We start from the raw sequence: 15,093 nt of genomic DNA, 5'->3' as shown, positions 1-15,093 counted from the left end.
AAAAGGGTATGCTAGAAATCATACCCTTTTTACATGTCAAAATTACTACTTTTACAATTAATTTAAAAATTTATTCGTTAACAAAATTGCAATTATTATTAAATAATATCTAACAAAAAAATATAAATTTTATATTTTTTATTGATTTATATGAAAAGATAATGATATTTTGTTTGTTTTTATGACTATTTTGGGTTATATCTATAGTAGCAACACAACAATTATTATTTTTTATTGATAGAGGTTATTATGATTCAACCGTATGCAAATATGCGTAGTAATATCAGCATGTTAGGTCATTTTCTTGGAGAGACACTAACTGATGCACAGGGAAAAGATATTTATGATCTAGTTGAGAATATTCGAGTATTGTCTCGCAATTCAAGAGCTGGAGATGAAGACGCTCGCAATAAATTATTAGAGACTTTATCAACAATTTCTAATGATAATATTATTCCTGTAGCACGTGCATTCAGTCATTTTTTGAATTTAACAAACATTGCAGAACAATATCAGACAATTTCTCGTCGGCATGTAGATCAAGTATCTTCTGATCGTTCTTTAGAGGCTTTATTTCGTCGTTTAAAATCACAAAATCTACCTAAAGAAAAAGTTATTGATACGGTTGAAAAATTAGTAATTGAATTAGTACTCACAGCTCATCCAACAGAAGTTACTCGTCGTTCATTAGTGAATAAGCATGCAGAAATTAATCGTTGCTTAAGTTTGTTAGAACATAATGATTTAACAGAGTCTGAAATTCATAAATTAAAACGCCGTTTAATGCAATTAATTTCATTAGCTTGGCATACTAATGAAATTCGTACACAACGCCCAACTCCTGTTGACGAAGCAAAAGCTGGTATTGCAGTTATTGAAAATAGTTTATGGAAAGCAGTGCCTGAATTTTGTCGTCGAATTAATTTACATTTAGAACAAAGTTTTGGTATTCAACATGATGTAGAGTTATCTCCTATTCGTTTTTCGTCTTGGATTGGCGGAGATCGTGATGGTAATCCATTTGTTACTGCTCAAACAACTAAGCAAGTTTTAGTTCTACATCGATGGAAAGCTGCTGAATTATTTTTAGAGGATATAAAAAATTTAACTGATGAACTCTCGGTTGTTCATTGTACGGCGGAATTTAGAGCAAAATATGGAGACCATTTAGAACCTTATCGCTTTGTTATCAAAGAGCTAAGAGAAAAATTAAAGAAAACGGTTAGTTACTATGGCGAAATTCTTGCTGATAAAATAGTTACTATCAGTACAAATGAAATTTTAACGGAAGATAAGCAATTATGGGAGCCTCTTTATGATTGCTATCGTTCTTTACATCAATGTGGTATGCGTATCATCGCCAATGGTGCCTTATTAGATTGCTTACGTCGTGTGCGTTGTTTTGGCTTAACGTTAGCTCGTTTAGATATTCGTCAAGAAAGTACTCGTCACTGTAAAGCGATAGCAGAGATTACTCGTTATATCGGTTTAGGTGACTATTCACAGTGGAGTGAAGATGATAAACAGGCTTTTTTGATTCGTGAACTAAGCTCACGCCGTCCATTGTTGCCGAAAAATTGGGAGCCTTCATTAGAAACTCAAGAGGTCTTAGATACGTGTAAAATTATTGCTGAACAATCTGAAGGGAGTATTTCTTGCTATATTATCTCGATGGCTCGAACAGCCTCTGATGTACTAGCCGTACATTTATTATTAAAAGAAGCTGGTGTTACTTATCATTTACCTGTCGTACCACTTTTTGAAACCCTCGATGATTTAGATGCTTGTGAACAGGTTATGAATCAATTATTTAATATTGGTTGGTATCGTGGCGTAATTAACAATAAACAGATGGTGATGATTGGTTATTCTGACAGTGCTAAAGATGCAGGTATGATGGCGGCATCTTGGGCACAATATCGGGCTCAGGAGAAACTTGTTAATTTAAGTGAAAAACTTGGTATTGAATTAACATTATTTCATGGCAGAGGAGGAACCATTGGACGTGGTGGTGCACCTGCTCATGCTGCATTGTTATCACAACCTCCTCGTTCATTAAAAAATGGCTTGCGAGTCACAGAACAAGGGGAGATGATTCGGTTTAAGCTAGGTTTACCAGAAGTTGCGGTAGCGAGTTTTGATCTTTATGCAAGTGCGGTATTAGAAGCCAATTTATTACCACCACCTGAGCCAAAAAATAGTTGGCGTGCAGTAATGGATGAGTTATCTGATTTATCTTGTGATATTTATCGTAATATTGTAAGAGGCGACAAGGATTTTGTTCCTTATTTTCGTTCTGCTACACCTGAACAAGAATTAGCTAAATTACCTTTGGGATCGAGACCATCAAAGCGAAATCCAAATGGGGGAGTAGAAAGTTTACGTGCAATACCTTGGATATTTGCATGGATGCAAAATCGCTTAATGCTTCCTGCGTGGCTTGGTGCTGGTGCTTCAATTCGTCAAGTTATTGAGCAAGGGAAGTTACAAATTATAGAGGAAATGTGTAAAACTTGGCCTTTCTTTTCGACTCGAATTGGCATGCTAGAAATGGTGTTTAGCAAGGCAGATTGCTGGTTATCAGAACACTATGATCGTCATTTAGTTAAATCTGAACTTTGGTATTTAGGACAGTCTTTACGTGAGCAATTACAGCAAGATATTAAAACTGTATTATCGCTTTCTCACGAAGATCAACTGATGTCAGATTTACCTTGGGTTGCGGAATCTATCGCACTACGCAATGTTTATACAGATCCTCTCAATTTGTTACAAGTTGAATTACTACGCCGTTTCCGTCAAAATCAGGAAAGTCCGAATCCTGATGTTGAGCAAGCACTGATGATTACTATAACTGGGATTGCTGCAGGAATGCGAAATACTGGTTAAATTATAAACTACAGATAAAATTAAAGTGCGGTGTTTTTAACCGCACTTTATGTTAATATGCACAGATTTTAATGAGGTATAGGTAGAAAATGATGGCAGATCACCAAGTAACTAAACTTGATCCTGATACAGCAATTGATATTGCTTATGATATTTTTCTAGAGATGGCTGGAGAGAATTTAGAACCAGCAGATATTGTGTTGTTTAATTTAGAATTTGAGCAACGAGGAGCTGTAGAATTTGTTGAAACAGCAGAAGATTGGGAACAAGAAATTGGTGTATTAGTTGATCCAAATGAATACGCAGAAGTATGGATTGGATTAGTTAACGAGCAAGATGAAATGGATACAATATTTGCGAAATTTTTAATTTCACATCAAGAAAGTGACCGAGAATATCATGTGGTTTGGGCAAAATAGCAAATCTGTATGTTTTTTGTGCAAACTAACTTGTGATTAGCTCTTTTTATGAGAAACTGTTTGCTAATTCATTTAAGTTTTGCTATTTATACCGCTTTTAAAAAAACAACCGCTGCTTAAAAAATTTGCTGGTTAATAGTCAAAAACAGCTAAATAAACGGATAAATTACTAACGAGGAGAACCAAATGAGCAACGCTTCTTTAAGTCTATTGACATCAGCGGGTGTCGAGCCTTACCAAGCCAAAGAAGACGAAGAGTACATGAATGAAGATCAACTTCTTCATTTTAAAAAGATTTTACAAGCATGGTATGAGCAAATTCGTGAGGAAACCTCGCGTACAGTAGCTCACATGCAAGATGAGGCTGCAAATTTTCCTGATCCAGCAGATCGAGCGACTCAAGAAGAGGAGTTCAGCTTAGAATTACGTACTCGTGATCGTGAGCGTAAATTAATGAAAAAAATTGAACATACCTTAAAAAAATTAGATACGGGTGATTTTGGTTATTGTGAGTCTTGTGGCGTCGAAATTGGTATTCGTCGTTTGGAAGCTCGTCCTACAGCTGATCTTTGTATTGATTGTAAAACCTTAGCAGAAATTCGAGAAAAACAAATGATCGGCTAATTGCGTTTAGCATTGAAAAGTGCGGTAATTTTTACCGCACTTTTAACTTATACACTTTATCTTCTAAGGGGTTAATTATTTTAACACTAATTAAAAACCTGTTTAAAAGGCATAAATCTCAGCTTATTGCTGAGCCAGAATCACAACAGGCGGTGGACAGGAAGAAAAAAACACCGAAAAAGACTGTTCAGCAAAATGAAATTTCCGTTACGTCTAGTGCACTTAGCAAATCTAAAAATGGTGATTATCGTTATGGTAAAAATCATATAAAGGCTTCTCAATACGGTATTCATCCACGTATGATTAGCCGAAATGCCCTTATCGTTATAGAAAAATTACAGCGTCAAGGTTATCAAGCTTATGTTGTTGGTGGCTGTATTCGAGATTTGTTATTGGGTAAGCAACCGAAAGATTTTGATGTGGCAACTAATGCTCGTCCTGAGCAAGTACAACAAATTTTTCAACGTCAATGTCGCTTAGTTGGACGACGTTTTCGCTTAGCTCATATTATGTTTGGACGAGAAATTATTGAAGTGGCGACTTTTCGAGGTAATCACCAACAGCACCATAATGAGCGTCAATCAAAGCAAAGTGATGAAGGCATGATTTTGCGTGATAACGTGTATGGTACGTTAGAACAAGATGCAGAAAGACGAGATTTTACTGTTAATGCACTATATTATAATCCACAAAATAATACGATTATTGACTATTTTAATGGCTTACAAGATCTAAAAGATGGTAAGTTAAAGATTATTGGTGAAGCAAAAGTACGCTATCAAGAAGATCCTGTACGTATGTTACGTTCTATTCGTTTTATGGCGAAGTTGGACATGTTTTTGCAAAAAGCTAGTGATTTACCTATTTTTCAGCTCGCTCCTTTATTGAAAAATATTCCGCCTGCACGTTTATTTGATGAAAGTTTGAAATTATTACAAAATGGCTATGGAGTAAAAACTTACCAATTGTTGCGTCAATATCATTTGTTTGAACAACTCTTTCCATCTCTTATCCCTTATTTTACTGAAAAAAGCGATAGTTTTGCCGAGCGTTTGATCTTAGCTTCACTGACATCTACTGATGAACGTATTGCGGATAATTTACGTATTAACCCTGCTTTTCTATTTGCGGCATTTTATTGGTATCCACTAAGAGAAAAAGTCGAAATTTTAAAGAATGAAGGAGGATTGCATAATCACGATGCTTATGCGTTAGCTGCTAATGATATTTTAGATAGCGTTTGTCGTACTTTGGCGATACCACGTCGCTATACGGCAGTAATTCGAGAGATTTGGTCTTTACAGCTACAATTATTAAAACGCAATTCAAGATCTGCTGAAAGAGTAATGTCTTCCCCAAAATTTAGAGCAGCTTTTGATTTACTAGTAATGCGTTCACAAATTGAAGGTGGAGATATTGTAGAGTTAGCTGCTTGGTGGCATGAGTATCAATTTAGCAATGAAGAACAACGACAAAAGCTATTGCAAGAACAACATCGTAAAAATCCACCAATAAAGAAAAAGCACTACCGTTATCGTCATAATAAAAAGACAAAGGTGCGAACATCATGAGTGTTGTTTATATCGCACTAGGAAGTAATTTGAATTGTCCCGCTGAGCAACTTCGTATGGCGATTTCAGCATTGCGACAGTTGCCTTTGTCAAAAGTAGTTGCAGTAAGTTCTTTTTATGGTAGTAAACCACTTGGACCACAAGATCAGCCTGATTATGTGAATGCAGTGTTGTGCTTACAGACTGAATTAGCACCTCTCGCTTTACTTGACGAATTACAACGCATTGAAAATCAGCAAAAGCGTGTAAGATTACGTCGCTGGGGAGAACGTACGTTGGATTTAGATATTTTACTGTATGATAATTTGATACAACAAACTGAGCGTCTTAAATTGCCCCATTACGATATGCAAAATCGAGAATTTGTGATTATCCCTTTATTGGAGATAGCACCCAGCTTGGTATTGCCTTGTGGTACAAACCTAGTTGAATTAGCAAGAAAATTTTCTGACCATAAAATGGAAAAATTTTAGTCTTCTTCTAATCCCGCTCTAATTCTCGGTTCAAAAAAATCGTAGTCCACTAAGAATGCATCATGTCCATAGTCAGAGTGAAATTCGTGGTAATGAAGATCTACACCATTTTCGATTAAAAGTTGCTTGCTTTTGTGTAGATCAGCTAATTTAAATAACTGATCACTAGTAACAGCTACTAGAGTATAACGGGCTTTTATTCGAGAAAGTGCGGTATCAATATTTGCATAATTTATAGCGGGATCATACAAATCTAAAGCACGTAATAGGTGTAAATAGCTATTGGCATCAAAGCGTTCTAAAAATTTTCTTCCTTGATAACTCAAATAAGATTCTACTTGAAAATAGTCTCCTAAAAAGTGGTTATCTGTTTTTATTGCTCTACCAAAAGCTTTTGTTAGTTGTTTATCTGTACGATAAGTTAGCATTCCTAGCATGCGAGCAATAGCTAATCCTTGTAGCGGAGGAGTTTTATCGTAGTAATCTCCGCCGTGGAAATTTGGATCTGAAATAATTGCTTGTCGCATAACATGATTGAATCCTATAGCTTCTGCACTAAATTGTAGTGATGAACACAAATTTACTACTCTATTGACAAAGTCAGGGTAGTCGATTGCCCATTGAGTTGCTTGCATACCACCAAATGAGCCTCCGATTACAGCGTATAAATGGGGAATTTGTAGATAATCTAGTAGTGCTTTTTGCACTTTGATCATATCTTGTATGATTACATTAGGAAATTGACTGCCATAAACACGGGAAGTATTGGGGTTGATTGAAGCAGGGCCTGTAGTTCCTTTACAACCTCCAAGTACATTAGAACAAATAAAAAAATAGCGAGAAGTATCTAGTGCTAGACCAGTCCCCATAAAATTTTGCCACCAGCCTGATTGTTCAGAAGCGATAAAATAAGGTTCAGCATCTCCAGTTAAAGCATGGCAAATTAAGATAGCATTTGTTTTTTCAGCATTTAATTTCCCATATGTTTGATATGCGACTTCAATTGATGATAATTGTCCGCCTAAAATAAGTTCTAATGGTTTTTCCGTAAATAATGTGACTTTTTTTACAGCCATTTTTTCTTCCATCAATGTATTTTCCAAAATTAATTCATATAAACTACCTTTAGCCTTTATTGTTGTCAAGAAATTTTAGACATCTAAACATCTAGACGTTTTTACGGTTCTAAAAATCGATAAATTTATTGAGATTAGTATAAACTTTGTCTAAACTTAAGTAATGAAAAAAAGATTAGAATTAATTTTTGTCAGTAGAGAGAAAAATAACAAGTTGAAATGGCGTAGTAAGTTAGTAAAAAAAATTGCTAAATATTTGACCGCACTTTTAGCTTTTTTTGTTTTTATATTGATTTTAACGGATCTAGCAATTGGATTTTATGTGCGACAAGGGATTTATTCAGAATTAGATAAGATTCCTCACCGACCTTATGGCTTATTATTAGGTACAGCAAAATATTTTTCTCGCAATACACCAAATTTATTTTATCAACGTCGTTTATTAGCAGCTGAGGAGCTGTTTAAAGCTCAAAAAGTAGATTATTTATTACTCAGTGGTGATAACCGTACTGAATCTTATAATGAACCTCGTACGATGTATAAAGATTTACGTAAAATGGGTATACCTGAAATTTTCATGTACATGGATTTTGCAGGGTTTCGTACTTTAGATTCAATAATTCGAGCAGATCAAGTATTTAAAGCCCATTCTATTACGATTATTACGCAAAAATTCCACTGTGAGCGAGCATTATTTATTGCTAAATACCATAATATTGATGCAATTTGTTATGCTGCAGGTTATCCAGAAGGGTATCATTTCGTGCGATTTCGTGAATTTTTTGCTCGTATCCAAGCTTTGTGGGATTTATTAATTGAAAAACAGCCCCATTTTCTTGGTGATCCTGAGCCACTACCACCACCTATCGCAGTACCCACTAACTACTAGAGCAAATTAACTGATTTAAAATGCGGCTTTAATAACCGCACTTTTTTAATAATGCACAGAATAGACTTTAAATTTAGTTGTGTTATCTAAAATACGATAAGAGCCAAAATGTTGCGTTAACATTTCACCATATGGAAGAAAACTGTTAGCGACTATTCGTAATTCTCCACCAGGATTTAAATGCCATTTTGCTTGAGAAATTAATTCATAAGTCGCACGGTAGGCAGTATCTGTTCCGCTATGAAAAGGAGGATTGGAAACGATTAAATCAAATTTGTCTTGAATATGAGAAAAGACATCACTTGCAATAACTTTTCCAGTTAGTTGGTTTTCTTTGAGAGTTCGTTCAGCGGATGCTAAAGCAACAGCATGAATATCTGTTAAAGTCACTTCAGCTTGTGGATTACATTTTTTAATATAACAGCCAATAGCTCCAGTTCCACACCCCATATCTAAAACTTTACCACTGATAGGTTGATTTAAAGTAGAAAGTAATAGCGTTGTACCAGCATCAATTTCTCCGTCATTAAATACACTAGGTAAGCTGAAAAGAGAAAGAGATTCTGCTTGTGGTAGTTGCTTGATTTTCCAAAACTTATTTAAGTTAAAGTGCGGTGGATTTTGTAACGAAAAGTGATATAAACCACAACGTCTAGCACTGTCAATTTTAGCAATATTACCATGAGGTGAAAGCAATTTTTCTACTGAACGTACACCACAGCGATTCTCACCAACAATCAAAAATTCTTGACCTAACTTTACCTGAGACAAAAGTTGCATTAATTGAAAGTTTGCTTCTTGTTTGTTTTTTATCCAGTAATAAATAATCAATTCTTGCTGTGGTTTATATTCCAGATTGAAATTCACTGCATCTTTATCTTTAGCATAATCGAAATACCAAGACCAAATTTTAATTTCTTTAGCAATATTTTGAATTTGTTGTGGAAAATTATCACGTATACCGCCACAAAAAAGGATAGTTTTGTGACTAAATAAATTTAAATGACGCTCTAAAACTTGACTTTCAAGGGAAATCACTATTTTTATCCTATAATTAAACTGTATTTTTAAACAGCTGAACAAAATCGCATTCTACTTAGATTAACTGCAAAAAGCAAACTGAAATTTGCTCCTTTAGCTGTTAGCAGGTAGAATGAGGCGAGATTTTTGCAGGTAGATAAAATGGATAGACGAGATTTACTTTTACAACAAATGGGGATTACTCAGTGGCAATTATACCGCCCAAATGTATTTAAGGGAGCTATTAATATCCCTGTGAAAGATCATATTCGTTTGATTATTATTTCAGAACAAGTAATTGACAAAAATAACGGATTATTAAGGGATATTTTACAAGCCGCAAATGTTTCCCTTAAAGATTGCTTATGTATTGATTTTAATTCTGTGGTGTATTTAAACATTCAGCACAAAGTTGGTTATTGGTTATTAACAGAAAATGAAGAAAAATATGATCGCACTTTACCTTATTGCGTACATAAAACTACTTTTTGGCATTCAGAAGATTGGGAAAAATTAAGAGTAAATCCTAAAATCAAATGTCAATTATGGCAACAAATACAGGAATGTTAACAATGGCAATTGTGTCTTTGATTACAGAACAAGATTTTGAAGTTTTATATCAAATTGAGCAACTAGCTCATCAAGTGCCTTGGTCAAAAGGAATACTGAAGAATAATCAAGGGAAAAACTACTGTAATCTCAAGCTTGAAGTTAGTGAAAAGAAAATTATTGGTTTTGCAATTTGTCATTGTGTCTTAGATGAAGCGACACTATTTAATATTGCAATTGCCCCTAATTTCCAAGGACAAGGATTTGGAAAATTCTTGCTAAATGCATTGATTGAAAAATTACGTCAGCAAAATATTGTTACACTTTGGCTTGAAGTCCGTCAGTCTAATCATACAGCATTGAAACTCTATCAACAATTTGGATTTAATCAAGTAGATATACGAAAAAATTATTATCCTACTTCTGATGGAAAACGAGAAAATGCAATTATAATGGCGTTATCACTTTAAAAATATTTGTGTGATGTGATTATAAGTATAACAAGTTAACTATCAACATTAATTTATTTTTTCTATAGTTAATTAATGGAATAGTATGCTTTTTAGTGTTTTTAGAGAGATTGATGAAAAAACTTTAATTAATCTACGCAAACGTTTTCATTTTTTTGTTAGAATAGTGCGGTTGTTAATCGCTTTATTTTTTAGAGAGTATTCATCGTGAGCAATTATATAGATTTACTTATTATTGGAATTATTGTTTTTTCCGTAATTGTTAGCCTGTTACGAGGTTTTGTTCGTGAAGTGATGTCTCTTGCTACATGGATTGTTGCCTTTTTAGTAGCAAGTAAATTTTATCCTTATCTTACCCCTTACTTAACTCAAATTGATCCTCTTTATTTACGAAATGGTACTGCAATTGGTGTTTTATTTATTCTAACATTGATTGTTGGTGCAACCATTAACTATATTTTAGGTCAGTTAGTAGATAAAACAGGATTGTCTGGTACAGATCGAATTTTAGGCGCCTGTTTTGGATTGTTACGTGGAGTGCTAGTTGTAGCAGCATTGTTATTTTTTGTAGATACTTTTACTAATTTTAATCAAAATGAATGGTGGAAATCATCAAAGCTAATACCGCACTTTGGTTTTATTGTGGAGTGGTTTTTTCAACAGTTACAAGCTAATTCGACTTTTTTAAATCAAAAATTATCTTAATTGAGGTGAATATTTTATGTGTGGAATTGTGGGTATAGTCAGTCAAAGTGCGGTAAATCAACCTATTTACAATGCACTGACATTGTTGCAACATCGAGGGCAAGATGCTGCAGGGATTATTACTATTGATGATGAAAACCGATTTCGTTTACGCAAATCAAATGGATTAGTTAATGATGTTTTTAGACAAGAACATATGTTGAGATTGCAAGGCAATGCAGGGGTTGGTCATGTGCGGTATCCTACCGCGGGTAGTTCTAGTGTTTCTGAAGCTCAGCCGTTCTACGTTAATTCACCTTATGGGCTAACTTTAGTGCATAATGGAAATTTAACTAATTCAGAAGAGTTAAAAGAAAAACTATTTAATCTTGCACGTCGTCATGTGAATACTAATTCTGATTCCGAGATTCTACTTAATATTTTAGCTTATCATTTAGATAAAACAGAGCACCCGCATCTATCCGCAAAAGATATTTTTGATGCAATTAAAGCCACACATAGAGATATTGAGGGGGGATATGCTTGTATTGCAATGATTATTGGACAAGGTATGGTTGCATTTCGAGATCCTCATGGTATTCGACCTCTAGTTCTAGGTAAACGTGTTGATGAAAATGGCTTTACGGAATATATGTTTGCTTCAGAGAGTGTTGCTTTAGATATTGTTGGGTTTGAGATGGTGAGAGATGTTTTGCCAGGTGAAGCTATTTATGTAACTTTTGATGGTCAGTTATTTGCACAGCAATGTGCAAATAATCCTATACTTTCACCTTGCATTTTCGAATATGTCTATTTTGCTCGACCAGATTCTTACATTGATGGTGTATCTGTTTATGCTGCTCGTGTTCACATGGGAGAACGATTGGGTGAGAAGATTGCTCGTGAATGGCAAGATTTAGACATTGATGTCGTTATTCCTATCCCTGAGACTTCTAATGATATTGCTTTGCGAATTGCTCATTGTTTAAATAAACCTTATCGTCAAGGTTTTGTCAAAAACCGTTATGTAGGTCGAACCTTTATTATGCCAGGACAAACACAACGCGTTAGTGCAGTACGTCATAAATTAAACACTATTTCATCAGAATTTAAAGATAAAAATGTATTATTAGTAGATGACTCTATTGTGCGAGGTACAACATCTAAACAAATTGTTGATATGGCAAGAGCAGCGGGGGCGAAGAAAATTTATTTTGCTTCAGCGGCCCCTGAGATTCGTTATCCAAATGTCTATGGGATTGATATGCCAACAAAGAATGAACTGATTGCTCATGGACGTACAGTAGAAGAAATTGCAGAGCTTATTGGTGTTGATAAGCTAATTTTCCAAGATCTTGAAGCATTGACTAGTGCGATACAACAGGAAAATCAGGCAATTAAATTTTTTGACTGTTCAGTGTTTACTGGCGAATATGTGACAGGTACAGTGTCTGAATCCTATCTAAATAATATAGCGTTACAACGCAGCGATGCAGCCAAACGAAAACGCGAGAAAGACGCTACTAATCTTGAGATTCATAATGAACGCTAATTTTAATCATCTAAATTCGAAAAAGTTAATTATAGCTCTAACGGGTGCTTCGGGGGCAATTTATGGTATTCGTTTATTAGAAGTATTACAATCAATTAAACAAATTGAAACACATTTAATTATTAGTAATGCAGCGAAGCAAACTATTGTCGCTGAAACGGACTATAACATACAGCAAGTGCGGTCATTAGCAGATGTCGTTTATGATAATCGAGATATTGGTGCAGCAATTTCATCGGGATCTTACCGCACTTTAGGAATGATTATTTTACCTTGTTCAATTAAAACACTATCGGCAATTACACATAGTTACAGCGATGATTTAATTACTCGAGCCGCTGATGTATGTTTAAAAGAAGGTAATCCTTTAATTTTATGTGTAAGAGAAACACCATTGCATTTAGGTCATTTGCGTTTAATGACTCAAGTAACAGAAATTGGAGCAAGAATTGTCCCATTAGTTCCTGCTTTTTATCATAGACCGCAAAGTATTGATGATATTATCAATCAAAGTATTAATCGGTTGTGTGATCAATTTGGAATTCAACTAGAAAAAGAATTGTTTCAACGTTGGAATGGAATTAAAAAAGACGAGATAATTTAGTTATTTTTTCGTAATAAAAAACCAAATAAATGACCGCACTTTTTAGTCAAAGTGCGGTCTTTTTTTGATTTGAATTTATAAATAGAATAACAAGAAGATATTATAAAATTAATTTATGATCTTCATACTTTTATGTATAAATAGTATTATCAATATTACTTATACTTATTGCTTCTATCAAGTAAAATTATTTTGACTTAACTTTAAAGGTATGTGTGTTAGATAAATATTGAAGTCACTTATTTCAAATTTCATACTTACAATAAGTTCTTTAATAAACGAAACTATATTGTTAGCCGATAAATTAACTTCATAAAAAATACCTGTTTTTTCAATCTCTTTAGCATTTCTTAATTTTTCTTTATCATTAGTCAAGTATATTTTTTTGGCTTTTCCTGGAGTATAATTTTTATTGGCTAAATTTATTAAAAGAGAATCATTTAAACCATACATTAATAACATAAACTTACTTAATAAATCTGCCCAACTATTTACTCTTATAAATTCACTATCAAAATCAAATCCGCTAGGTTTATTTCCTGTAAAATTATGATATTCAGTAATACTAAAACAAACTTCATTATTTTTTTGTTTAGATAGCATTTCATTCTTATAAGCAAATTTATTAATAAGAATATTTGCTAGATTTGTTGCTCTATTTAAAATAGAATTTTCGTCCCATTTTTTAGCACTTAAAACATCTTTATTTAAAATATTTGCTTTAGAATTTTCTTTAATAATTTTTTTCTTTTGTTTAAATGGTCTTGTTCCCAATTCGCTATTGTATCCTGTAAATGTTAAATTACCCAGTGTGTGAAGATAATTATCATATATTTTTTTATATTCTTCTTCATTACTAATTTCTTGCTTCCATATTGTAGCATTTTCTTTTTGAGGGAATATATGTTCAATAGTTAAATAGTTAAATTACTAGTATCTATTTTCTCTTTTGATGAGTTTTCTATTGATGATAAAATAAATCGACAGATTGTTTTTTTATAAAGCGGTTTATATAATAAAGCTTCTTTAAATTCTTTATCGCTAGGCATTCTATCATTTGCTTTTAGATTATTTAAGAATGCAATGAAACGAATAGAGTAATTATTAAATTCACTATTTATTGCTCTAATATAGAGAGATTTCATAAACTTAGCTAAATTATTTGATCTTTCACAAGATATTATACGAATAAGATAGGTTAATAAATATTCTAAAACATTACAAAGATCATTTTTTGATATATGTTTATTTTCAAAATCATTAAATATTCTAAATATAAACGGTAACACGGTTGTTTGTTTGATTGTAGCAAATGCTTTAAGATATTTTGCAATTTCATTTTCATAAGGATTTATCGTTCCTATGAATGCACCATAATATTTTGATATTTGCTTTAATATGCTTAAAATTTCTTTATGATTAGATTCTTTTTCTTCACAATATTCTTGAAATAGTCTATATGCATTCTTAACGTTTACTGTTTTATTAATTTGTGAATTTAAAAAATTTATAAAGAAGTTCTCTAAGTTTTCATATTCAACATTTTTTTCTATTTCTAACCAGTATTCATTATATAATTCATCTTGATTTTCATCATCCATTAATAGATAATTCCTAATAAGATCTGCCAAACTTAATTCTAATCCTGTTGAATTAATAGATTCAAATATCTTCTGTGGTTTATCTTTTTGGGATTTGTCTAAAATAATTTCCACTATTTCTAACTGTTTTATTCCTTCTAAAATATCTTCAAATTTATTTCCTTCTTTCAATGTATCATCTATTAATTTTTTAAACGTAATATAATTTTTATATACATTTGAATTTCTATCCATATCATCAATTTTACCACTAATTAAAAGTAGTAGTTGTTGGTTATCAGATTTTACTGGTTTAAGCTTAACTTTATATTCCTCTTTACAATTCCTATTAAACATCACATCATGAATTTCGTTCCTAATTCTAGCCGAAATATTTTTTGTCGCATCATATAATGCTTGTAGCAAAATATATACAGTTGTTATTCTTTGTTGCCCATCAATTATGAGTACTTCATTTAATCTACTTCCTACAGTATCCTCTATATAAACAACAGTTCCAGTAAAATGTTGAATATCAAGCTCACTTGCTTTCATTATATCTTTATATAATTTTTGACACTGTATACTAGTCCAGTTGTAATTTCTCTGATATACAGGAACTTTAAAAACCCTTCTATTTTTTTCTAATAGATCAGAAAACAACCATACCTTATTAGCTTTCATTTATATTTT

At 32.9% G+C, this 15,093-nt stretch carries 15 protein-coding genes; 11 read left to right on the top strand and 4 right to left on the bottom strand.

All coding sequences use genetic code 11. The features are described from left to right. The first annotated feature begins 249 nt into the window (after window positions 1–249). The 5 genes from ppc (at window position 250) to folK (ending at window position 5,976) form a co-directional block, all read left to right on the top strand. Complete coding sequence (gene ppc, locus ACFQ02_RS00625) at window positions 250–2,889, top strand: phosphoenolpyruvate carboxylase (protein ID WP_380817961.1); 2,640 nt, start codon at window positions 250–252, stop codon at window positions 2,887–2,889. 92 nt (window positions 2,890–2,981) lie between these two features. Continuing rightward, window positions 2,982–3,308, top strand: a complete 327-nt coding sequence (locus ACFQ02_RS00620) for an HI1450 family dsDNA-mimic protein (protein ID WP_380818194.1) — start codon at window positions 2,982–2,984, stop codon at window positions 3,306–3,308. Window positions 3,309–3,494: 186 nt separating this feature from the next. Continuing rightward, the gene (gene dksA / locus ACFQ02_RS00615; RefSeq protein ID WP_380817958.1) at window positions 3,495–3,932 is read left to right on the top strand and encodes an RNA polymerase-binding protein DksA; all 438 of its coding nucleotides are present in this window, start codon (window positions 3,495–3,497) and stop codon (window positions 3,930–3,932) included. A 200-nt stretch (window positions 3,933–4,132) separates the two neighbouring features. Further along, entirely contained in the window at window positions 4,133–5,503 is a 1,371-nt protein-coding gene (gene pcnB, locus ACFQ02_RS00610; RefSeq protein WP_380818191.1) for a polynucleotide adenylyltransferase PcnB, read from the top strand. Further along, window positions 5,500–5,976 (top strand): 2-amino-4-hydroxy-6-hydroxymethyldihydropteridine diphosphokinase, encoded by a 477-nt coding sequence (gene folK, locus ACFQ02_RS00605; protein ID WP_380817955.1) that lies wholly within the window; start codon window positions 5,500–5,502, stop codon window positions 5,974–5,976. Before pcnB ends, folK begins: the two co-directional genes overlap by 4 nt. Here folK and metX read toward each other — a convergent pair. Next, window positions 5,973–7,064, bottom strand: a complete 1,092-nt coding sequence (metX, locus tag ACFQ02_RS00600; RefSeq protein WP_380818188.1) for a homoserine O-acetyltransferase MetX — start codon at window positions 7,062–7,064, stop codon at window positions 5,973–5,975. The two genes, folK and metX, sit on opposite strands and share 4 nt — an antisense overlap. Before the next feature lie 151 nt (window positions 7,065–7,215). On the opposite strand from metX, the gene ACFQ02_RS00595 reads away from it, so the two are divergent. Then, window positions 7,216–7,941 (top strand): SanA/YdcF family protein, encoded by a 726-nt coding sequence (locus ACFQ02_RS00595; RefSeq protein WP_380817952.1) that lies wholly within the window; start codon window positions 7,216–7,218, stop codon window positions 7,939–7,941. Between the two features lie 45 nt (window positions 7,942–7,986). Here ACFQ02_RS00595 and rsmC read toward each other — a convergent pair whose 3' ends face one another. Beyond that, the gene (rsmC, locus tag ACFQ02_RS00590) at window positions 7,987–8,979 is read right to left on the bottom strand and encodes a 16S rRNA (guanine(1207)-N(2))-methyltransferase RsmC (protein WP_380817949.1); all 993 of its coding nucleotides are present in this window, start codon (window positions 8,977–8,979) and stop codon (window positions 7,987–7,989) included. Window positions 8,980–9,108: 129 nt separating this feature from the next. Between rsmC and ACFQ02_RS00585 the strand changes: the two genes are divergently transcribed. From ACFQ02_RS00585 to ACFQ02_RS00565, 5 genes are all read left to right on the top strand, one after another. Continuing rightward, a complete protein-coding gene (locus ACFQ02_RS00585; protein WP_380817946.1) occupies window positions 9,109–9,531 on the top strand; it encodes a DNA polymerase III subunit psi in 423 nt (140 codons plus the stop codon). A gap of 2 nt (window positions 9,532–9,533) precedes the next feature. Then, window positions 9,534–9,980 (top strand): ribosomal protein S18-alanine N-acetyltransferase, encoded by a 447-nt coding sequence (rimI, locus tag ACFQ02_RS00580; RefSeq protein WP_380817943.1) that lies wholly within the window; start codon window positions 9,534–9,536, stop codon window positions 9,978–9,980. Between the two features lie 207 nt (window positions 9,981–10,187). Then, the gene (locus ACFQ02_RS00575; RefSeq protein ID WP_380817940.1) at window positions 10,188–10,685 is read left to right on the top strand and encodes a CvpA family protein; all 498 of its coding nucleotides are present in this window, start codon (window positions 10,188–10,190) and stop codon (window positions 10,683–10,685) included. A gap of 16 nt (window positions 10,686–10,701) precedes the next feature. Then, a complete protein-coding gene (gene purF / locus ACFQ02_RS00570) occupies window positions 10,702–12,216 on the top strand; it encodes an amidophosphoribosyltransferase (RefSeq protein WP_380817937.1) in 1,515 nt (504 codons plus the stop codon). Continuing rightward, on the top strand, window positions 12,206–12,820 hold the full coding sequence (locus tag ACFQ02_RS00565; RefSeq protein ID WP_380817934.1) for a UbiX family flavin prenyltransferase: 615 nt from the start codon (window positions 12,206–12,208) through the stop codon (window positions 12,818–12,820). Before purF ends, ACFQ02_RS00565 begins: the two co-directional genes overlap by 11 nt. 177 nt (window positions 12,821–12,997) lie before the next feature. Here ACFQ02_RS00565 and ACFQ02_RS00560 read toward each other — a convergent pair whose 3' ends face one another. Together ACFQ02_RS00560 and ACFQ02_RS00555 are read right to left on the bottom strand one after the other, a co-directional pair. Continuing rightward, window positions 12,998–13,723 carry a GmrSD restriction endonuclease domain-containing protein gene (locus ACFQ02_RS00560; RefSeq protein WP_380818186.1) on the bottom strand — a complete coding sequence of 242 codons (726 nt, stop codon included), beginning with the start codon at window positions 13,721–13,723 and terminating at the stop codon, window positions 12,998–13,000. Between the two features lie 11 nt (window positions 13,724–13,734). After that, a complete protein-coding gene (locus ACFQ02_RS00555; RefSeq protein WP_380817931.1) occupies window positions 13,735–15,084 on the bottom strand; it encodes a DUF262 domain-containing protein in 1,350 nt (449 codons plus the stop codon). Between the last annotated feature and the right edge of the window lie 9 nt (window positions 15,085–15,093).

The sequence above is a fragment of the Seminibacterium arietis genome, assembly GCF_042675725.1.
In the GTDB taxonomy this organism is placed as follows: domain Bacteria; phylum Pseudomonadota; class Gammaproteobacteria; order Enterobacterales; family Pasteurellaceae; genus Seminibacterium; species Seminibacterium arietis.
Note: the sequence above shows the minus strand (reverse complement) of the source record. Positions and strands in the feature narration are given on the sequence as shown.

Coding starts and splice junctions, on each gene's coding strand:
- ppc (WP_380817961.1), top strand. CDS start 250: ATGATTCAACCGTATGCAAATATGCGTAGTAATATCAGCATGTTAGGT.
- ACFQ02_RS00620 (WP_380818194.1), top strand. CDS start 2,982: ATGGCAGATCACCAAGTAACTAAACTTGATCCTGATACAGCAATTGAT.
- dksA (WP_380817958.1), top strand. CDS start 3,495: ATGAGCAACGCTTCTTTAAGTCTATTGACATCAGCGGGTGTCGAGCCT.
- folK (WP_380817955.1), top strand. CDS start 5,500: ATGAGTGTTGTTTATATCGCACTAGGAAGTAATTTGAATTGTCCCGCT.
- metX (WP_380818188.1), bottom strand. CDS start 7,064: ATGGAAGAAAAAATGGCTGTAAAAAAAGTCACATTATTTACGGAAAAA.
- ACFQ02_RS00595 (WP_380817952.1), top strand. CDS start 7,216: ATGAAAAAAAGATTAGAATTAATTTTTGTCAGTAGAGAGAAAAATAAC.
- rimI (WP_380817943.1), top strand. CDS start 9,534: ATGGCAATTGTGTCTTTGATTACAGAACAAGATTTTGAAGTTTTATAT.
- purF (WP_380817937.1), top strand. CDS start 10,702: ATGTGTGGAATTGTGGGTATAGTCAGTCAAAGTGCGGTAAATCAACCT.
- ACFQ02_RS00565 (WP_380817934.1), top strand. CDS start 12,206: ATGAACGCTAATTTTAATCATCTAAATTCGAAAAAGTTAATTATAGCT.
- ACFQ02_RS00555 (WP_380817931.1), bottom strand. CDS start 15,084: ATGAAAGCTAATAAGGTATGGTTGTTTTCTGATCTATTAGAAAAAAAT.